Source organism: Rhodococcus sp. Leaf225, assembly GCF_001426145.1.
Taxonomy (GTDB): Bacteria; Actinomycetota; Actinomycetes; order Mycobacteriales; family Mycobacteriaceae; genus Rhodococcoides.
Genome location: NZ_LMRN01000007.1, coordinates 181,180 through 199,832 on the forward strand (window position 1 = coordinate 181,180; position 18,653 = coordinate 199,832).

The window sequence follows — 18,653 nt, forward strand, 5'->3', positions numbered from 1 at the left end:
CGCCCCGCACTGTCGTGTGTGCGATGTGAGGATTCCCCCCGTGTCAGGGGATGCGGTCAGCGCCGCCAGTCGTCGTAGTCGTCATCGTCGTGTCGGGACGGCTCCCGATCGGCGATGCCGTTGCGGTGCGAGTCGGGGGAACCTGTGAGCTCTCGTTGGAGACTCTCGAAGTCCGTGGACGGTGAGCTGTACTTGAGCTCACGTGCAACTTTGGTCTGCTTTGCCTTAGCCCGGCCGCGGCCCATGGCTAACCCCCTCGCGAGTAGCGGGGCGGCCTGGGATTTTTTGGCGGCCCCGTCTGATTGTGTGTTCTTCCTGCCCACACTCTAGCGTGCGAATCGGGTCTGCGCTTCCACCGGCGCCGGTGTCACACCGACGGTGCGCGCCGCGCCGCCCGGGCCGCCATGTCGCGGGCCTCGCGGTAGACCTTGGGCGCCAGATCGGGGGTGTTCAGAAGGATCTGCATCGCCTCCGCCGACACCCCGGTGAAGAGGTCCCGCACGGTGACTCCGTGGTCGGGAACGGACACGATCTCGATGTCGTCGCCCGCCGAGAGCGCGCCGACTCGCACGACGCGCAGGTATGCCCCGACATCGCCCCGCGCGGTGAAACGCTTGACCCAGGTCTTCTCGCCCGTCCACCGCGCGAAGGCGGCACACGGGCGCCGCGGAATGGTCACCTCGAGCTCGGCGGTGCCCACCGACCAGCGCGTTCCGACGACCGCATCGGTGACGGGCAGTCCGCTCACGCGCAGGTTCTCACCGAACCACCCCGCGGGAACCTCCCGGCCGAGTTCCTCGGCCCACCTGTCGGCCTCGGCCTCGTCGTACGCGTAGACCGCCTGGTCCGCGCCGCCGTGGAAGGTGACGTCGCAGGAGCGATCACCGTGCAGGCCGAGCTCGGTGACGTCGACGGGTCCGGACACCGCTCGCTTGTCGATGGCGGAGTCGACCACCGCCGGCCGAGATATGGGGTGGATGGTGTGCACGACGCACACCGACAGCACGCGTCCCGACGGGGCCGGCTGCGTCACCGGCCGCGCAGCCGATCCACCGCGGCGCGGCCCGCCTGGACTGCGGTGTCCAGGACGTAGGAGTCGGGATCGATCGAGGCGGCGCACGGCCCGGCGTCGAGCGTGGTCTCCACCGGCACCGCGCGCTTGATCTGTGCGAGCGCGATCGGTCCGAGCTCGAAGTGATCGACGACGGTGCCGATGCGGCCCACGGATCGGCCGCCGACGGTGACGTCGTCGCCCGTATCCGGTCGACCGTCCGCGGAGCCGTCGAGGTGCAGCAGGACCAGTCGGCGCGGCGGCTTGCCCAGATTGTGGACGCGCGCCACCGTCTCCTGTCCGCGGTAGCACCCCTTCTCGAGGTGGACGGCCCCGAACTCGCTGACCCCGCCGATCCAGCCGACCTCGTGGGGAATCGTGCGGTCGTCGGTGTCGAGACCGAGGCGTGGTCGACCGGACTCGACGCGCAGCGCCTCGAACGCCCAGCTGCCCGCCTCACGCGCACCCGCGACGACGAACTTCGCCCACCACTCGTCGAGACGGTCGGCGGGGACCAGGACGTCGAAGGAATCGGTGCGGGTCGGCCACGGCATCCGGCGGACCAGACCGAGGTCGGGGTTCGCGGCGTCGAGCGGAAGGGCGTCGTACGGCATCGCGGGCACCTCGGCGCCCACCGCTCGCAGGATGGAGCCGGCCTTCGGGCCGAGCAACGACACGACGACCCGTTCGCTGCCGCGACGCGGCGCGGCCTTCGACCAGAACACCATCTTCGACAGGAAGGCGAGAAGGTCCGGTCCGCGGTCCGCCTCGGTGTCGATCCAGGTGGTGCCGTCGAGGTCTGTCATGACCATGTGGTGTTCGACGCGCCCGTTGACGTCCAGGCTCAGGTTCTCCGCGGAGGCTCCGTCGGCCAGCGTCGCGACGTGCTGGCTGGAGATGGTGTGCAACCAGGTCAGTCGCTCCTCGCCGGTGATCGCGATGACGAACCGGTTCGACCGATCGACGACCGCGGCGGTCGTGACGGCGGCGCGCTGCTCACCCAACGGATCCCCGTAGTGCCAGGCGGTTCCACGATCGGGACCGTCCTGGGGTGCGGCCACCGCGCCGGGGCGGGCGAGAACGGGGGAGGAGTACAGGCCAGGGGTCTCGGACACCCCACCAGTCTAGGAGCGGACTGCCCGGTCCGGCCACGGCACTACCCTCGGGGCCATGACTTCACGCGTGGTGGTGACCCTGGACGGTGCCGTGCTCGATCCGACCGAGCCTGTTCTGCATGCCGACGACCTGGCGGCGGTGCGCGGGGACGGCATCTTCGAGACCGTGCTGATCCGCGAGGGTCGGGCGTGCCGACTCGACGCCCACCTCGCCCGCCTCGCCCGGTCGGCGGCCATGCTCGACCTCGCGGAACCGGATGTCGACGCATGGCGGCGCGCGGTGGACGTGGCACTCGCGCAGTGGGAGAAGACCGGTGGCGGCGAGGGTGCGATGCGGCTGCTGCTGAGCCGGGGGCGCGAGGGCGCGGACGGTGCCGAGACGGCGCTCGTCATGGTCTCCGCCGTCGCCGATCGCGTCACACAGGCGCGCTTGGAGGGCGTGTCGGCCCTGACCCTGAACCGGGGTTTCTCCATCGACGCGACACAGCAGTCGCCCTGGGCCCTGCTCGGTGCGAAGACTCTGTCCTACGCCACCAACATGGCGGCCCTGCGCCACGCGGCACGAGAGGGCTTCGACGAGGTCGTGTTCCGCAGTATCGAGGGGCAGGTGCTCGAGGGTCCACGGTCGAGCGTGCTGGCCGTGGTGGACCGCCGCATGGTCACGCCTCCGGTGGAGCACGGGGTGCTGCGCGGCACCACGGTGGACGCTCTCTTCGAGGTCGCGGGCGACGCCGGCTTCGACTGTGCGCACGAGCCGTTGCGGGTGGCCGATCTGATCCTGGCCGACAGTGTCTGGCTGATCTCCTCCGTCACGCTGGCCGCGCGCGTGCACACGCTCGACACCACGCACCTCAAGGAGATGCCGTCGGACCGCGTCGTGCGAGAACTGGTGGACACCGCCGTCGCGCGCCACAGGTAACGGTGGACACAGTCCATCGCCTACTACTACGCGTAGTAGTAGCGTCGGCCCCGTAGGCAGGATCCCCGCCTCGCAGCCGACGACAAGAAGCTGGTCATGGACGCACTCGATGTCTCACGATGGCAGTTCGGAATCACCACCGTCTATCACTTCCTGCTCGTCCCGCTGACCATCGGACTCGCTCCGATCGTCGCCGCGATGCAGACCATGTGGGTGATCACCGGCAAGGACTCCTGGTACCGGCTCACCAAGTTCTTCGGCAAGCTCTTCCTCGTCAACTTCGCACTCGGCGTCGCCACCGGCATCGTCCAGGAGTTCCAGTTCGGCATGAACTGGTCCGAGTACTCACGGTTCGTGGGCGACGTCTTCGGTGCGCCGCTCGCGCTCGAAGGCCTCGTCGCGTTCTTCCTCGAGTCCACGTTCCTCGGGCTGTGGATCTTCGGGTGGCAACGGCTGCCGAAAGTCGTTCACCTGGTGACGATCTGGCTGGTGGCCATCGGGGTCAACGCCTCCGCCTACTTCATCATCGCCGCGAACTCGTGGATGCAGCACCCGGTGGGGGCCGTCTACGACCCGGACACGGGGCGTGCCGAGCTCGTCGACTTCTGGGCCATGCTCACCAACAACACGGCGCTCGCGGCGTTCCCGCACGCGGTGGCCGGATCCTTCCTCACCGCAGCGACATTCGTCGCCGGCATCGCCGGGTGGTGGATGGTGCGCAGCGCACGTCGCGGCGACGTCGGCCCCTCGTCGGAGGCCCGCTCCATGTTCCGCCCCGCGGCCCGGCTGGCATTCGTCGTCATGATCGCCTCCGGCGCTGCACTCGCGATCACCGGAGACGTGCAGGGCAAGCTGATGTTCGAGCAGCAGCCCATGAAGATGGCATCGGCAGAGTCGCTGTGTCACACCGAGACCGGCGCCTCGTTCTCGATCCTCACCATCGGCACCCACAACAACTGCGACAGCGTCCAGCACATCGTCGCGATCCCCGGCCTGACGTCGTTCCTCGCGAAGAGCGACCTCGACGCGACCGTCCAGGGGGTCACCGAGCTGCAGCAGCAGTACGAGGAGCAGTACGGACCGGGTAACTATCGGCCCAACCTCTTCGTGACCTACTGGGCCTTCCGGATGATGATCGGCCTCGCCGCCGGGTCCGCCGTGCTCGCAATCGCCGGCCTGTGGGTCACTCGAGGTGGCCGAGTTCCGGACCAGCGCTGGTTCTCCCGGCTCTCACTGCTCGCGATCCCGACACCCTTCCTGGCGAACAGTGCGGGCTGGATCTTCACCGAGATGGGCCGCCAACCCTGGATCGTCGCGCCCAACCCCAGCGGAGTCGACATGATCCGCCTGACGGTCGACCAGGGCGTGTCCGACCACCCCGTCGCTCTGGTGGCGGCGTCCCTCGCGACGTTCACCGTCCTCTATGCCGGGCTCGGTGCCGTCTGGTTCCTGCTCATGCGTCGCTACGTGCAGGCAGGTCCGCTCGAGCACGACAGGCACCCCCACGACGACGACGGTGACGACACCGACGCCGACGCCCGCCCGCTCTCGTTCGCCTACTGACCCGCCGGAGACATGATCATGGGAACGCCCGAATTCTGGTTCGCCGTCGTCACCGCATTGTTCGTCGGATACTTCGTTCTCGAGGGATTCGACTTCGGGGTCGGCATGCTCATGCCCGTTCTCGGTCGATCCGGCCGGGACGACGCCGAGACCCGACGTCGCGTCGTGCTCAACACGATCGGTCCGGTGTGGGACGGCAACGAGGTGTGGCTCATCACGGCGGGAGGAGTGCTCTTCGCGGCCTTCCCCGAGTGGTACGCGACGCTCTTCTCCGGCTTCTATCTGCCGCTGCTGCTGATCCTCGTGGCGCTCATCCTGCGTATCTGTGCCATCGAGTACCGCGGCAAGATCGACGACCCCGTGTGGCGGCGTCGGTGCGACCTCGGTATCGGGATCGGTTCCTGGGTGCCCGCGGTGCTGTGGGGCGTCGCCTTCGCGAACATCGTGCGCGGTGTCGCCATCGACGCGGACAAGAAGGTCACCTCGGGACTGCTCGACCTTCTCACTCCCTATGCGCTGCTGGGTGGTGCGACCACGGCGATGCTCTTCGCGTTCCACGGTGCCGTGTTCATCGCCCTCAAGACGGCCGGCGAGGTTCGAGCGGACGCATCGAGACTCGCTGCGGCACTGATCGTTCCGACCGTGGTGGGCGCCGGGGTGTTCGCACTGTGGACTCAGCTCGCGCACGGGAAGGGCTGGACCTGGTGGATCGTCGCCGCTGCCGTGGCAGGGCTGGTGACGGCAGCGGTGGCCGTGCTGCGCGGGCGAGACGGATGGGCCTTCGTCGGCACCACCGTGACCATCGGCGGAGCCGTGCTGTTGCTCTTCTGCTCACTGTTCCCGGACGTGATGCCTTCGACCATCGACGCCGCGTTCTCGCTGACCGTCGACAACGCGTCGTCCTCCGCGTACACGTTGCGCATCATGGCGTGGCTGTCGGCGATCGTGGCACCGGTGGTCCTGGCCTACCAGGGCTGGACCTACTGGGTCTTCCGTCGGCGCATCTCGACGACGCAGATCCCGGCGTCCATCGGCCTGGCGAGCACCCGATGACCGCGACGAGGCGGCCCCGGGGACCGATCGACCCCCGGTTGTGGCACCGGTCGGTGCCCGTCCGTCGTCACCTCGTGGGGTCGGTGGCGCTCTCCCTGGTGACGACCGCGTGTGTCGTCGTCATCGCCGTCGTCGTCGGGACCGTGCTGGGCGGCGCGGTCACCGACCCGACCCGTCGGACGGTCGGAACCTGGACCACCGAGCTGACGGTCCTGGCTGCCGCCGTACTGGTCCGCGTCCTCGCGTCGTGGGCGCGGTCGAGGTACGCGCACCGCTCGGCGGTCCGAGTCGTGCGCGGGTTGCGCGCGGACATGCTGGACGCGGCCACGACGACGCGCTCGCGCGGCGGGGAGGATCGGGGCGAGTGGTCGACGGTGGTCACGCGTGGTCTCGACGGACTGGCGCCCTACCTCACCGACTACGTCCCGGCCCTCGTCCTGGCGGCGACCGTCACGCCGATCGCGACCCTGGTGATCGCGTTCGTCGATCCGCTCTCCGCGGTGATCGTGGCGGTCACACTCCCGACGATCCCGGTGTTCATGATGCTGATCGGTCTGATGACCCGCGGGCGGTCCCGACGAACCCTCGACGCGATGACGCGACTGTCCTCTCAGCTGATGGACCTGCTCGCCGGAATCCCGACACTGCGCGCACTCGGCCGGCAGGACGGGCCGGCCGCGCGGGTCGGCGAACTCGGGGACGAGCACCGCCGCCGGACGATGGCCGCACTGCGCGTCGCATTCCTCTCGTCCATGGTGCTCGAACTGCTGGCCACGCTCGGCGTCGCACTCGTCGCGGTGTCGATCGGTCTACGCCTCGTGTACGGCGACATGGAGCTGGCACCCGGCATCGTCGCGCTCATTCTGGCGCCCGAGGTCTACCTGCCGCTGCGCGCACTCGGTGCCGCCTTCCATGCGTCCGAGGACGGTGCGGAGGCCGCGGGACGTGCCTTCGCTCTGCTCGAGAGCGCCGAGTCGCAGGCGCCGCGTGACCAGCGGACGGCCGCGCCGCCCACCGGTCCGGTCACCGTCGTCCTGACGAACCTGTCGGTCCGCGGGCGGGACGGGTGGGCACCCCGCCACCTCGACGCGACGTTCCGGCCGGGACGGGTGACGGTGCTGACCGGCGCCAACGGGACCGGGAAGTCCACGGTCCTGGCGTCCGTTCTCGGGCTCGTCGATCCCGACGAGGGGTCCGTCTCCCTCGTGGGCTCCGACGGGGTGCGGGTCGACCTGTCGACCGTCGACCTCGACCGGTGGTGGCGCCGTGTGACCTGGCAGCCGCAGCGTCCGGCCGTCGTCGCCGGATCCGTCGCCGACAACCTCGACCTCGGGGCGCGTGGTGACGTGGCCGAAGCTGCTCGCGCCACGGGGTTCTCGTCCGTCCTGGCGTCCCTGCCCCGCGGAGCCGCGACGATGCTCGGCGCCGGGGGAGTGGGACTGTCCGTCGGAGAAGCCCAGCGGTTGGCCCTGACGCGCACTCTCGCCGCGACGGAATCCGTCGTGCTCCTGGACGAACCGACCGCCCACCTCGACCCGGAATCGGCGCGTCGGGTGCTCGGGTCCCTGCGGGCCGCGGCCGACGGCGGCCGCACCGTCGTCATCGTGGGGCACACGCCCGAGGTGCTCGCCGCCGCGGACACTGTCGTGCACGTGGACCGAGCGGCGGTGTCGGCATGAGCAATCTGACGCGGGCACTGCGGCTGCTCGACCTGCCGCCGGGGCGCGTCGCGCGGGCCGTGGCGGCCGGAGTCGCGACGCTGGGCAGTGCACTCGCGTTGTCCGCGCTCTCGGCCTGGCTCATCACGCGGGCATGGCAGATGCCGCCGGTGTTGCACCTCTCGGTGGCCGTGGTCGCGGTGCGCGCGCTCGGCATCACGCGCGGCGTGTGTCGGTACCTGGAACGACTGGCCACGCACGACGTCGCACTGCGCGGGACCGTCCGTGCGCGGTCCACCCTGTACCGCGAACTGTCGCAGGGTGATTCGGCCACGGCGGTGACGACGCGGCGAGGGGATCTCCTCGTGCGGACCGGCGCCGACGTGGACGCCGTCGGCGACGTGGTGGTGCGCGCCCTCGTTCCCGTCGCCGTCGCGGCGGTGGTCTCGGCCCTCGCGGTCGGACTCGTCGCCGTGTGGTCCCCTGCCGCGGCAATCGTCCTGGCGGTCGCGCTGCTCGTCTCCGGGGTCGTGGCGCCCTGGTCGAGCGCCAGGGCCGAGCGGGCCGCCGCCGAGGATCTCGTCGCTGCGCGAGCCGACTTCGCCGCCCACGCCGTCACCGCGATCGACCACGCCGCCGAACTCCGGGTGTCCGGGCGACTGGCAGACGTGCGACGCCGCGCTGACGAGGCCGACCGCGCCGTCGGTGCCGCGCAGGACCGCGCCGCCGGGTGGTCCGCCCTGTCCGCCGCGGCGACCCCGCTGTCGATGGGAGTCGCGGTGCTGGGCGCCCTCGCCGTCGGCATCTCGGCGTACGGCACCGCATCGGGGTTCGCGGGCGGCACCGACCCCACCGGGCTCGCCGTCGTGGTGCTGGTTCCGCTCGCCGCGTTCGAGGCGACGGGTGCGATACCCGCCGCCGCGGTGGCGTGGGTGCGCGGATCCGCGGCGGCTCGGCGGATCATGGCTCTCGTGGACGAGGCCCGCTCCGGGCCGGCGGTGACGCCGAAGGACGACCCGTCGCCGTCGCCGTCGCCGTCGGTGCGCCTCGAGGTGTGCGACGTCGTCGCAGGCCGCGGCGGATCGCGGACCGCGCCGGTATCTCTGATGGTGAAACCCGGTGCGCGCCTGGCGATCAGCGGACCCAGCGGCGTCGGCAAGTCCACGCTCGCCATGACGATCGCGGGGCTCGTCGCCCCCGCCGCGGGCGCCGTGCTCGTCGACGGCAGGTCCGTCGGCGAACTGTCCGAGGACGCGGTGCGCCGGACGGTGTCCTACGTCGCCGAGGACGCCCATGTCTTCCGGACCACCGTTCTGGAGAACCTCCGTGTGGTGCGCGGTGACGTGACCGAGACGGAGGCGACGGCGGCACTCGACCGGGTCGGGCTCGGCGACTGGGTGCGCGCACTGCCCGACGGTGTGCACACGGACCTCGACGGCGGCGCGGAGGTGCTGTCCGGCGGACAGCGTCGCCGACTGCTGCTGGCCCGCGCGACGCTCTCGCGGGCGGCGGTGATCATCGTCGACGAGCCCACCGAACACGTGGACGACGTGTCCTCCGCCGCGTTGCTCGCCGCGATGCTCGATCCCGACGGTGGACTGTTCGATCGGGCGACGACCGTTCTGGTCGTGACGCATCGACCGGTGCCGACGGGCGTTCGAGTGGTGACCGTGAGCGGTGAACGTCAGGTGTGTTCGCTCACGGAAAAAGACGTTGCCGACCGGGCTGATCCACGCGTAGCGTCGTCTGTACACGAGAGAGGAGGTGGTCTGGAATTGTATGACTCTTGGACGCGTGAGGTGGCTGCCCGCTAGCCGCAACCGCTGACGGTTCTTCTCTCACCGCGCGAGCGGCGGGCGAATACCAGGCAGCTACCCGACCCCCGAGCCCTCGGTCCGTCCAGACCGAGACCCGTACTCCTGCAACGGTGTACCGGTAGGGCTCGGGGGTCGTCCCATGTCCGGACCAGGCCTGCGCGCCTGGTCTTCCCCGTTCTGCCGAGCAGACCCCCTCGCCTGTGTCACTGTGGGGGACATGACGAGTGACGAGCAGCCCGACACGACGAACACCGACGACACGTCCTCCGACACCGGTTCGGCGAACGAGGAGACCGTGGGCCCCGAGCTGACGCAGGAGGACCTCGATCGCGCCGGCGAGAAGATGGACGGCCTCAATGCGCGGTACGAGACCGGTGCGCGCGAGACGGTGACGCTGCCCGGCACCGGCGGCACCGTGTCCGGTACCGCGTTCGCGGACTTCGACGAGGACGGTGCCTCCGAAAAATCCGACACCGAGAAATCCGACACCGACAAGGCCGACACCGGTTCCGGGAAGGATGCGGAGAGCGAGAAGGGCGAGTGTCAGCCCACGTAGCGTTCGAGGCGGGCGGACAGCCGGGGCTCGAGATCGCCGTCCGGTCCGACCCGCTCCTCGACGTACGCGAGATCGCCACCCTCGACGATGCCGTATAGACGCTTCGCGCCCCCGACCAGCGCCGCCGACGTGCTTCTGATGACCACGTCGGTGGCCAGCTCCCAGGACGACTGCGTCAGTGCGCGGCCGTAGTACAGCTCGATGAGCCCGCTCGCGTGGGTCAGTAGGAGCTCGAGAGTCTCCTCGCCGTCGTCACCGGGCTCACCGGTTCCGCTCACCCGCCAGAAGCCGGACTCGCGCAGGTCGCGGCCGGCGTAGGCGCCGTTCTCGTCGACGCGCCAGGTGCGGGACTCCCACGACAGGTAGGGACCGCCGTCGTGGCTCACGACGATCTGCTGTCCCAGTGTGTAGTCGCCCACGGCGTCGTGTCCCTCACCGGTGCCGCGCCACACGCCGACCAGCGGCAGCAGTGCCAGCATGGAGTGCGAGATGTCGGGACCCTGCCGCAGATTGGCGGTGTCACCGTCACCGGGCAGATCGGGGAGCAGCGGGATGTTGCGCCCGGCCGTCTCCTTGGCCCGTTCCTCCGCACGCGCGACCGCGGCGTCACCGCTCAGGCGGGGCGCCGGGGTGCCGAACTCGTCGGTCACGACTCGTCGGTGACCAGGCGATAGACGACGTACAGCGAGAACCAGGCGATGAGGATCGACGCCAGGATGAGGAGTGCTTCGAAGAATAGGACCACGCACCGATTGTAGACCGGCGGTGTCGTGGATCTGCCACGGGCCGCCGTCGCGATCGGTCGACGCAGGCGGTCCGCAGACTGTGTGACGGATGACAACCTGTGCCGGGTCCGGTGACGCGATTCATTGTTTAAGGTCGTGAGGTTCTGGAACCGAGAGACGAGGGTGATCCATCCATGCTTCGTGTGACCGGGCTCGACCCGACCGACCGTCGGCGGACCGGGCCGACGAGGATCGTGCTGCGCGCGGCGACCGCTGCCCTCGCGGCACTGCTGTTGTGCGCGATCCCTGGAGGACTGGCGGGGGCGGCACCGATCACCCCCTCCGATCCGCTCGGTCTGGGCGACGACCCCGTCGAGTCGGTGCTCGACACGTTCGGGCTGGGCACGAAGGTCGATCAGGATCCGAACAACTACGCGTACGACTGCCCCGACGTGCTCATCGTCGCCATCACGGGCGCGACGGACTCGGAGTCGGACCGGAACCCCGTCGACGAGGTGGACCGGCTGCCGTGGTCCAACTGGGTCGGCAACGTGACCGTGCCCGCGGGGGAGGCCTCGGCGTCCACGCCCGGACGAGTCGGTTGGGTGTACGTGCCGTACGCGTCGGAGTACGGCGTGGCCGTGGCCGAGCCGGTGCCCACCTATCAGGAATCCGTCGCCGAGGGCCTCGCGACCATGGGCCGGATGATCGACGCCAACAAGACCGCGTGCGGCACGTCGACGAAGTACGTGCTGCTCGGCTACAGCGTGGGTGCCGAGGTGGTCGAGCGCCTCGCCGTCGACATCGGGTCCCGACCGTCCACGGCGCACGTGACGTCCGACGACATCGCCGGGGTCGCCCTCGTCGGAGATCCGTACCGCCCTGCCGGCACTGCGTCTCTGGACAAGCCCGGTCCGCCGGGTGGTGGCTTCATGTCGTCCGAGCCGAAGGACTACGGAACCCTCACGAACAAGATCCGGTGGGCGTGCCGTCCGATGGACATCGCCTGTGACGCACCGGAGAACCTCGGAGTCCTGCCGTTGGCGCTCAACGTCTTCGGGCGGATGCACTTCACCCTGCTCGATCCGGGCCGCACCGTCACCGAGTTCGTCGCGGTCTCGTCCGACGTCGCGGCTCGCACCATCGCGCACGTCTTCAGCGACCCGGACTTCGCCACGTCGGACGAGTCCCTGCTCGACGTGATGCTCCGGGTGTCGGACCGCACCCAGCCACTGCCGGACGAGAGGTCGCCGACGCCGCGCGAGATGTTCGACGCAGTGACGTGGGCGCTCGGTCCCGGCCGCCCCGTCGTCGAGGCCAAGCTGCAGGCGGAGGCCGTGGGGTTCGGCGAGGACAACGCCGACATCCCGCAGCTGTTCGAGAAGCCCTACGTCGAACTGGGGTTCCTGCAGCACCTCTACTACTGGGACAACTTCCCGGACAACGGCCGCGACTGGGAGAGCGAGAAGATGATCCGCTGGATCACCGACCTCGCTCGCGAGCAGAGCGAGGCCCCTCCGGTCGACGAGCCGGCCGCTCCTCCTGCGGGAGACACGACGGCGCCCGCCGAGCCCCGCGTGATTCCCCCGGTGAATCCCGGCTATCTCGCGCCGCCTGCGCAGCCCGTGGAGACGGTGCCGTCGACGTGGGAGGAAGTGCTGAAGTCCCTCGGCCTCCCGCCGGAGCCCGGCAAGTAGTTCCCGCGGTCGGATCGCACACCCTCCACGACGCGAACACCCTCCCCAGCACGCTGGGGAGGGTGTTCGGCTGAAACGAGAGGTGTTCGGTCAGGCGCCGATCGAGATCTCGGCCTCGTGGAGGCCGGCGGACTCGGGCGAGATGGTCACGTCGCCGTTGCCGGACGCGGACAGCGCGCGCAGCGTCCAGGTGCCGGGGGCCGCGAAGAAGCGGAAGTCGCCGGTTCCGGACGCGACGACCTCGGCGGTGAACTCACCCGTGCTGTCGAGCAGGCGCACGTACGCACCGCCGACGGGCTGACCGTCCGACGCGGCCAGGACACGGCCCGTGATGACCGTCTCCTTCTCCACGTCGACGCCGGCGGGAAGGGTCTGTCCCTGAGCAGGTGCTCCACACATGATTACGCTCCCAACTCGATAGGTGCTCCCACGAGGGAGCCGTACTCGGTCCAGCTGCCGTCGTAGTTCTTGACGTTCTCATAGCCCAGCAGCTGCGTCAGTGCGAACCAGCTGTGCGACGAGCGCTCGCCGATGCGGCAGTACGCGATCGTCCCCTTGCTCGGATCGATGCCGACACCGTCGTAGAGCTCCTTCAGTTCCTCGTCGGACTTGAAGGTGCCGTCCTCGTTCGCTGCCTTGCTCCACGGCACGTTGACGGCGCCGGGGATGTGGCCGGGACGCTGGCTCTGCTCCTGCGGGAGGTGTGCCGGCGCCAGGATCTTGCCCGAGTACTCGTCGGGGGAGCGGATGTCGAGGAGGTTCTTGGTGCCGATGGCGGCGATGACCTCGTCGCGGAACGCGCGGATCGACAGGTCGGGAGCCTCGGCCTTGTACGACGTGGTCTCCCGCGAGACGGCGTCGGTGCTCAGCGGACGACCGTCCAGTTCCCACTTCTTGCGGCCGCCGTCGAGCAGACGGACGTCCTTGTGGCCGTACAGCTTGAAGTACCAGTAGGCGTAGGCCGCGAACCAGTTGTTGTTGCCGCCGTAGAGGATCACGGTGTCGTCGTTGGCGATGCCGCGCGTCGACAGCAGGTCCGAGAACTGCTCCTGGTTCAGGAAGTCACGAAGGACCGGATCCTGGAGGTCGGACTTCCAGTCGAGCTTGACGGCACCCTCGATGTGGCCGGTGTCGTAGGCGCTGGTGTCCTCGTCGACCTCGACGAACACGGTCTTGGGAGCATGCAGGTTCTGCTCGGCCCAGTCGGCAGTGACCAGGACGTCGGAGCGAGCCATGTGGTTCCTTTCGATTCTTCTCTGACAGGTGGTGGGTGGTTCAGGTGGTGGCATGTCGAGCCGGCAGGAGCCGACTCGCGAGTGGGTAGATCTTGCAGCCCAGGCAGATTCCGAACGCCGCGTTCAGCACGGCGGCGAACAGGGCCAGACCCGTGGCGACGGTGCCGACGGTCGTCGAGGACAGCGCGAACCCGACGGTTCCCACGATCGAGAAGGCGAATCCCAGTCCCTGCGCGAACCGCAGGGGGGTCGTCGGTTCGGTCTCCGACACCGGGCCCAGGCGCGGTGCGACGACGGCGCGGAACATGCGTCCGTAGGGATGCGCTGCCGGCCCGGCAGCAGCGCCGTACGCGAAGACCAGCGTCTGCAGGCCCAGGAGCACCGCTGCAGCGGTGAGCGACACCGTCGACACGAGCAGCGTCACGACGAGGACGCCGGTGGTCACCCAGGCGACGAAGCGGGGACCACGAACGTCGACCTGCGGGGGAATGGATGACATCGAGATGCTCCTGGAGTGGAGGAAAGGGGACCGAGCGGATGCGCATGGTCTCCGGCGATCGTCGAGCGGTCCGAGGTCGGTACAGCACGGCTGTACCCGAGCGGACGGGTCGACGAGGGGAGGACCGTCGTCAGCGGCAACGGCAGCAACAGCCACCGAGGCGGCACAGGTCCACTGTGCGGCGTCGGGTGAGCAGAAGCTCGTGGCTGGCGGTCACGTCGGCCATGGTACCCACGCCGGTCCCGATCCAGAAGTTCCGGGTGTCGCTCGTCACTCCGACGAAGGTGAATCGGACGCCGAGAGCACGGCGGCCCGCAGGTCCTTCGACGACGGCACACCCGACGCGCGCGATCGTTCCCGCATCGCCCCGTCGAGCACGAAGGTGGTCGGGAGAGACATCACGCCGAAGTCGCGGGCGAGCTGCGGGTTCTCGTCCATGTCCACCTCGACATCGGACACGCGGTGCCCCGCCGACTCGAGGTCGGTCACCACGGCGGACACGACGCGTCGCACCGCCGCACACGGGCCGCACCAGGTGGCGGAGAAGTGGAGTACGGTCACCGCGCCGTCGGTGGCGCCGGCGGCGCGCAGAGCGTGAGCTCGCGATCCCGACGCGCCGCCGCGATCCGACGTGCGGACGGCGCCCTCGCGGCGGCGGACCCACAGGCCCACCACGGCGGCGAGCGCCAGGGCGACGAGAAGGACGACGACGGCGCTCACGGCGTGCGGATCTCGTCGAGTTCGATGGTGACGTCCTCGGCGCTGCCCTCGATGACGATCTGCCCGCCCTCCGCGTAGACCGACGTGGGGAGGATGCCGAACGGCAGCTGCTGCTCGTCGATCGTGCGGGTGAACAGGCCCAGGACCGCGGGCTTCAGGAAGTCGGGGATGGTGAAGTCGGCCTGGCCCTCGGGCCCGAAGTAGAGGTCCGACGCGACGATGGACACGGTTCCACCGTCGAGCCGGAGCTCGGCGGTGACGCTGACCGCGGTGTCCAGGGGGCCGACGGGCACGGTGCCCGTGAGGACCACGGCCCCGGCGGTGGTCTCGCCGGAACCGCCCGAACCGCCGGTGCCGTCGGAGCGGTCGGCGGGGGGAGTGGAGACCTGGAGGTCGGGGATCTCGAGGAACCGGCCGAGGTCGGTGGCGTCGATACGGACGCGCGCGTCGAGTTGATCCATGGGCACCGTGCGCACCGATCCGTCGAGCAGGTCGGATGCCGGAATGCGCACGCCGCGCAACGTCGCCTCGATGGTCGTCTTCTCGACGTAGTCGGTGGGGACGTCCTGCGCTCGGATCTCCACGCGGCCGTACCTGCCGTCGGCCGCCTGGGTCAGGAACGGGAAGCCGTGGATGGTCACCTGCGGATCGGACACCAGATCTCCGCCGTCCCGCAGTGCCCGCGAGACGCGGTACTCGGAGTAGGCGGCAGTGCCGAAATCGGCGGCCAGAGCGAGCGCCAGGACGAAGACGAGCCCGACGATCAGTTTTCGCACGGAGTTCCTCTCGGGCGGTTCGGTGTCCTGCGGGCGGGTCCCGAGGCGGGCGGTGGCGGCTCGCAGCCGACTGTCCTGCCTTCCGACAGGTTAGTCTGTGACCGAAGAACAACCGGAAGTGCCGGTCGCGGACCCGCTGGTGGGCTCGTCCGGCCGAACAAGAGCGGACGAGGAGGCCCTGTGGAGTTGCTGCTGCTGACCTCCGATCCGGATCCGGAGTCCGTGCTCCCGTCCCTCGCGCTCCTGGCGCACACGGTGCGTCCCGCGCCGACCGAGGTCTCGTCGTTGCTCGAGGCCGGGAGCGCGGACATCGCGCTCGTCGACGCGCGCACCGATCTGGCCGCCGCCCGCGGACTGTGCCGACTGCTCGGCAGCGCCGGCTCGTCGGTACCCGTGGTGGCCGTGCTCACCGAGGGCGGCCTGGTCGCCGTCAACGCGGAGTGGGGCCTCGACGACATCCTGTTGCCCACCACCGGACCCGCCGAGCTCGATGCCCGGTTGCGTCTGCTCGTGGGCCGCCACGGAGGCGTCAGCAGTCCCGAGGCCTCGGGAAAGATCACGCTCGGCGAGCTCGTCATCGACGAGGGCACCTACACCGCCCGTCTGCGCGGGCGACCGCTCGACCTCACCTACAAGGAGTTCGAACTCCTCAAGTACCTCGCCCAGCACGCGGGCCGCGTCTTCACCCGGGCGCAGCTGCTGCAGGAGGTGTGGGGGTACGACTTCTTCGGCGGTACCCGCACCGTGGACGTGCACGTCCGGCGTCTGCGCGCGAAGCTCGGAACGGAGTACGAGTCGCTCATCGGCACCGTGCGCAACGTGGGATACAAGGCCGTGAGACCGAGCCGGGCAGGTAAGGGCGCGGCGGGCAGCGACGACGCGGTCGACCTGCCGTCGGACGGCGACCTGGACATCGAGAACGACACGGCGACACCCTCGTTCGCCCCAGCTGATCGGACGGCCTTCTGACGTGAGCGACGCGATTCGACTCGAGGCACGGCGACCGGTCGGCGACGAGGCCCGACGCGTCCGCGACGCGATCGAGGCCGCCACGACCGCCGACGGGACACCGCCGCTGTCGGAGCAGGCCGAGCGCGCCGTGGACTCTCCGCGGGACGACGAGCATCTGCTGGCACTGGACGGCGAACACCTCGTGGGGTACGCGACGCTCTCGTCCGCGCGCGGAGACGCGCCGGTCATGGTGGAGGCCGTCGTGCACCCCGATCACCGGGGCCGCGGCGTCGGCACCGCGCTGGTCGACCGCGCTCTCGCAGCACCGGGGGCGCGCGTGTGGGCCCACGGGCGGCTGCCCGCCGCCGATCGCGTCGCCGAGAAAGTCGGTCTCGAGGTGGTCCGCGAACTGCTGCAGATGCGCCGCCCGCTCGGTGGCCCCGACGCGGCGCCCCTGCCCGAACTCACCGTCCCGGACGGCATCACCGTGCGGACCTACCGGGAGTCCGACGACGCCGAGATCCTGCGGGTGAACAACGCCGCGTTCTCCTGGCACCCCGAGCAGGGTGGCTGGACGCAGGCGGAGATCGACGAGCGCCGCGCGGAGTCCTGGTTCGACCCCGCGGGGCTGTTCGTGGCGACGTCGACGGACGACCCGGACACGGTGCTGGGGTTCCACTGGACCAAGGTGCACCCGCCGACCGGAGACGATCCCGAACTGGGTGAGGTCTACGTCGTCGGCATCGATCCGGCGGCCCAGGGCAGGGGGCTCGGCCGGACCCTCACGCTCGTCGGCCTGCGGTATCTGGCCGATCGCGGCCTCGCCGGCGTGCTGCTGTACGTCGAGTCGGACAACACGGCCGCCGTGCACACGTACGACCGGCTCGGCTTCGCCACCTTCCACGTCGACGCGGCGTTCGCGCGCGTCTGACGCGGGACCGGTGCGGTCCCTGAGACGCGCATCGCATCCCGATCCGGGTTTTCGGTCTGTCTGTTCACCCTCCGTTCACAAAGGCGCGGTGAACCGTCCACCACCGGCGCTTACGTTCTCCCACGGGTAGCGCACGCTGCCCGTTGCGGTACGACGTCACCGCATCTTTTCTCGCCCGCCGACCGATCGGTCGCCGACGGGCTGTTTCTGGAGGAGACAGGTGAAGCTCGAGCGCAGCATTGCCCTCATGGGTGTACTGGCTGTCGGCGGATTGACGCTGGCTGCATGTGGTTCCGACGCGAACGTCGAGGCCACCGGCAGTGGTGACTCCGCCGCGACGTGCGAGGGCAAGAGCCCCATCACCGGCGAAGGATCGTCGGCGCAGCAGAACGCGATGTCCAACTTCACGTCCGTCTACTCGGGTGTGTGCTCCGGCAAGGCCGTGGAGTACACCGTGAGCGGTTCCGGCAACGGCCGGACCCAGTTCGTCGCCGGTCTCGTGGACTTCGCGGGCTCGGACTCGTCCATCAAGGAAGAGCAGGCCGACGCGGCCGCCACGCGCTGCGCCGGCAACCCGGCGTGGAACCTTCCCCTCGTGTTCGGTCCGGTCGCCGTGGCCTACACGCTCGACGGTGTCGACGACCTGGTCCTGACGCCCGACGTCATCGCCCAGATCTTCACCGGCAAGATCACCACCTGGAACGATCCGGCCATCGCCGCGCTGAACGAGGGCACGTCGCTCCCGACCACCGCCATCACGCCGATCTACCGCTCGGATTCCTCGGGCACCAGCGACAACTTCCAGCGCTTCCTGTCCGACGCCGCACCGCAGTCCTGGACGCTGGACCACAGCTCCGACTGGGCCGGTGGAGTGGGCGAGGGCGCCAACGGTTCGTCGGGCGTCGCTCAGGCCGCTGCCGCCACCCCGGGCGCCATCACGTACGTCGAGAAGGGCTTCGCCGATCAGGAGAACCTGACCGCGGCGCAGATCGACTTCGGCGCCGGTGCCGTCGAGCTCACCACCGAGACCGCCGCCAAGGCGATCGACACGGTCACCTTCTCCGGTGACGGAAACGACCTCGCGCTCGACACCGACGCACTGTTCGCCAGCAAGGAAGCCGATTCCTACCCGCTGGTGCTGTCGACCTACGAGATCGTCTGCTCCAAGGGCTACGACGCGGAGACCGCCGCGGGCGTCAAGTCGTTCCTGCTCAGCGCTGCCAACGAGGGCCAGGAAGGCCTCGAGGCTGCCGGTTACGTGCCGCTCCCGGACAGCTTCAAGGAGCGTCTGGTGACGGCGATCAACGCCATTTCCTGACACACTGGTTCTCGCCTGCATCACCCCCGAAGACCATTCACCGGGTGATGCAGGCGATGCCGTACCACC

General features: G+C 69.8%; 19 protein-coding genes. 10 read left to right on the top strand and 9 right to left on the bottom strand.

What is annotated here, in order from left to right:
- Nucleotides 1-56 precede the first annotated feature (56 nt).
- The 3 genes from ASG69_RS22005 to ygfZ form a co-directional block, all read right to left on the bottom strand.
- The gene (locus tag ASG69_RS22005) at nt 57-245 is read right to left on the bottom strand and encodes a DUF3073 domain-containing protein (protein ID WP_081821107.1); all 189 of its coding nucleotides are present in this window, start codon (nt 243-245) and stop codon (nt 57-59) included.
- Between the two features lie 122 nt (nt 246-367).
- A complete protein-coding gene (locus ASG69_RS00970; RefSeq protein WP_056446733.1) occupies nt 368-1,033 on the bottom strand; it encodes an MOSC domain-containing protein in 666 nt (221 codons plus the stop codon).
- Nucleotides 1,030-2,166 carry a CAF17-like 4Fe-4S cluster assembly/insertion protein YgfZ gene (ygfZ, locus tag ASG69_RS00975; RefSeq protein WP_056446735.1) on the bottom strand — a complete coding sequence of 379 codons (1,137 nt, stop codon included), beginning with the start codon at nt 2,164-2,166 and terminating at the stop codon, nt 1,030-1,032. Before ygfZ ends, ASG69_RS00970 begins: the two co-directional genes overlap by 4 nt.
- Nucleotides 2,167-2,221: 55 nt before the next feature.
- Between ygfZ and ASG69_RS00980 the strand changes: the two genes are divergently transcribed.
- From ASG69_RS00980 to ASG69_RS01005, 6 genes are all read left to right on the top strand, one after another.
- Nucleotides 2,222-3,085 (top strand): aminodeoxychorismate lyase, encoded by an 864-nt coding sequence (locus ASG69_RS00980; protein ID WP_082544583.1) that lies wholly within the window; start codon nt 2,222-2,224, stop codon nt 3,083-3,085.
- Nucleotides 3,086-3,181: 96 nt separating this feature from the next.
- The gene (locus ASG69_RS00985) at nt 3,182-4,648 is read left to right on the top strand and encodes a cytochrome ubiquinol oxidase subunit I (protein ID WP_056446740.1); all 1,467 of its coding nucleotides are present in this window, start codon (nt 3,182-3,184) and stop codon (nt 4,646-4,648) included.
- Between the two features lie 18 nt (nt 4,649-4,666).
- Complete coding sequence (gene cydB / locus ASG69_RS00990) at nt 4,667-5,701, top strand: cytochrome d ubiquinol oxidase subunit II (RefSeq protein WP_056447499.1); 1,035 nt, start codon at nt 4,667-4,669, stop codon at nt 5,699-5,701.
- A complete protein-coding gene (gene cydD, locus ASG69_RS00995; protein ID WP_056446743.1) occupies nt 5,698-7,380 on the top strand; it encodes a thiol reductant ABC exporter subunit CydD in 1,683 nt (560 codons plus the stop codon). Before cydB ends, cydD begins: the two co-directional genes overlap by 4 nt.
- On the top strand, nt 7,377-9,173 hold the full coding sequence (gene cydC / locus ASG69_RS01000; RefSeq protein WP_082544584.1) for a thiol reductant ABC exporter subunit CydC: 1,797 nt from the start codon (nt 7,377-7,379) through the stop codon (nt 9,171-9,173). The genes cydD and cydC overlap by 4 nt, the downstream gene beginning before the upstream one ends.
- A 220-nt stretch (nt 9,174-9,393) precedes the next feature.
- Entirely contained in the window at nt 9,394-9,732 is a 339-nt protein-coding gene (locus ASG69_RS01005) for a hypothetical protein (protein WP_056446746.1), read from the top strand.
- Here the strand turns inward: ASG69_RS01005 and ASG69_RS01010 are convergent.
- Nucleotides 9,720-10,382, bottom strand: a complete 663-nt coding sequence (locus tag ASG69_RS01010) for an FABP family protein (protein ID WP_056446749.1) — start codon at nt 10,380-10,382, stop codon at nt 9,720-9,722. The two genes, ASG69_RS01005 and ASG69_RS01010, sit on opposite strands and share 13 nt — an antisense overlap.
- 269 nt (nt 10,383-10,651) lie before the next feature.
- On the opposite strand from ASG69_RS01010, the gene ASG69_RS01015 reads away from it, so the two are divergent.
- Nucleotides 10,652-12,154 carry a cutinase family protein gene (locus tag ASG69_RS01015; protein ID WP_082544585.1) on the top strand — a complete coding sequence of 501 codons (1,503 nt, stop codon included), beginning with the start codon at nt 10,652-10,654 and terminating at the stop codon, nt 12,152-12,154.
- A 90-nt stretch (nt 12,155-12,244) separates the two neighbouring features.
- Here the strand turns inward: ASG69_RS01015 and ASG69_RS01020 are convergent, their stop codons facing one another.
- The 5 genes from ASG69_RS01020 to ASG69_RS01040 form a co-directional block, all read right to left on the bottom strand.
- A complete protein-coding gene (locus ASG69_RS01020; RefSeq protein WP_027504276.1) occupies nt 12,245-12,553 on the bottom strand; it encodes a DUF1416 domain-containing protein in 309 nt (102 codons plus the stop codon).
- A 2-nt stretch (nt 12,554-12,555) separates the two neighbouring features.
- Nucleotides 12,556-13,389, bottom strand: coding sequence for a sulfurtransferase (locus tag ASG69_RS01025; protein WP_056446752.1), 834 nt, complete (start codon nt 13,387-13,389; stop codon nt 12,556-12,558).
- 40 nt (nt 13,390-13,429) lie between these two features.
- Complete coding sequence (locus tag ASG69_RS01030) at nt 13,430-13,888, bottom strand: DUF4395 domain-containing protein (protein ID WP_056446755.1); 459 nt, start codon at nt 13,886-13,888, stop codon at nt 13,430-13,432.
- Between the two features lie 270 nt (nt 13,889-14,158).
- Entirely contained in the window at nt 14,159-14,608 is a 450-nt protein-coding gene (locus ASG69_RS01035) for a TlpA family protein disulfide reductase (RefSeq protein WP_056446758.1), read from the bottom strand.
- Nucleotides 14,605-15,384, bottom strand: coding sequence for an LmeA family phospholipid-binding protein (locus tag ASG69_RS01040; RefSeq protein WP_027504272.1), 780 nt, complete (start codon nt 15,382-15,384; stop codon nt 14,605-14,607). Before ASG69_RS01040 ends, ASG69_RS01035 begins: the two co-directional genes overlap by 4 nt.
- A 180-nt stretch (nt 15,385-15,564) precedes the next feature.
- On the opposite strand from ASG69_RS01040, the gene ASG69_RS01045 reads away from it, so the two are divergent.
- The 3 genes from ASG69_RS01045 to pstS all read left to right on the top strand — a co-directional run bounded on the left by ASG69_RS01045 (nt 15,565) and on the right by pstS (nt 18,584).
- The gene (locus tag ASG69_RS01045; RefSeq protein ID WP_056446762.1) at nt 15,565-16,353 is read left to right on the top strand and encodes a winged helix-turn-helix transcriptional regulator; all 789 of its coding nucleotides are present in this window, start codon (nt 15,565-15,567) and stop codon (nt 16,351-16,353) included.
- Nucleotide 16,354: 1 nt separating this feature from the next.
- Nucleotides 16,355-17,266 (top strand): mycothiol synthase, encoded by a 912-nt coding sequence (gene mshD / locus ASG69_RS01050; RefSeq protein ID WP_056446765.1) that lies wholly within the window; start codon nt 16,355-16,357, stop codon nt 17,264-17,266.
- Nucleotides 17,267-17,486: 220 nt separating this feature from the next.
- Nucleotides 17,487-18,584, top strand: coding sequence for a phosphate ABC transporter substrate-binding protein PstS (gene pstS / locus ASG69_RS01055; RefSeq protein ID WP_056446768.1), 1,098 nt, complete (start codon nt 17,487-17,489; stop codon nt 18,582-18,584).
- Nucleotides 18,585-18,653 lie beyond the last annotated feature (69 nt).

Excerpts from the sequence above, each read along its gene's own strand:
- ASG69_RS01015 (WP_082544585.1), top strand. The coding sequence starts at position 10,652 with ATGCTTCGTGTGACCGGGCTCGACCCGACCGACCGTCGGCGGACCGGG.
- ASG69_RS01020 (WP_027504276.1), bottom strand. The coding sequence starts at position 12,553 with ATGTGTGGAGCACCTGCTCAGGGACAGACCCTTCCCGCCGGCGTCGAC.
- ASG69_RS22005 (WP_081821107.1), bottom strand. The coding sequence starts at position 245 with ATGGGCCGCGGCCGGGCTAAGGCAAAGCAGACCAAAGTTGCACGTGAG.
- cydB (WP_056447499.1), top strand. The coding sequence starts at position 4,667 with ATGGGAACGCCCGAATTCTGGTTCGCCGTCGTCACCGCATTGTTCGTC.
- ASG69_RS01005 (WP_056446746.1), top strand. The coding sequence starts at position 9,394 with ATGACGAGTGACGAGCAGCCCGACACGACGAACACCGACGACACGTCC.
- ASG69_RS01025 (WP_056446752.1), bottom strand. The coding sequence starts at position 13,389 with ATGGCTCGCTCCGACGTCCTGGTCACTGCCGACTGGGCCGAGCAGAAC.
- ASG69_RS00985 (WP_056446740.1), top strand. The coding sequence starts at position 3,182 with ATGGACGCACTCGATGTCTCACGATGGCAGTTCGGAATCACCACCGTC.
- ASG69_RS01030 (WP_056446755.1), bottom strand. The coding sequence starts at position 13,888 with ATGTCATCCATTCCCCCGCAGGTCGACGTTCGTGGTCCCCGCTTCGTC.
- ASG69_RS00980 (WP_082544583.1), top strand. The coding sequence starts at position 2,222 with ATGACTTCACGCGTGGTGGTGACCCTGGACGGTGCCGTGCTCGATCCG.
- cydC (WP_082544584.1), top strand. The coding sequence starts at position 7,377 with ATGAGCAATCTGACGCGGGCACTGCGGCTGCTCGACCTGCCGCCGGGG.
- cydD (WP_056446743.1), top strand. The coding sequence starts at position 5,698 with ATGACCGCGACGAGGCGGCCCCGGGGACCGATCGACCCCCGGTTGTGG.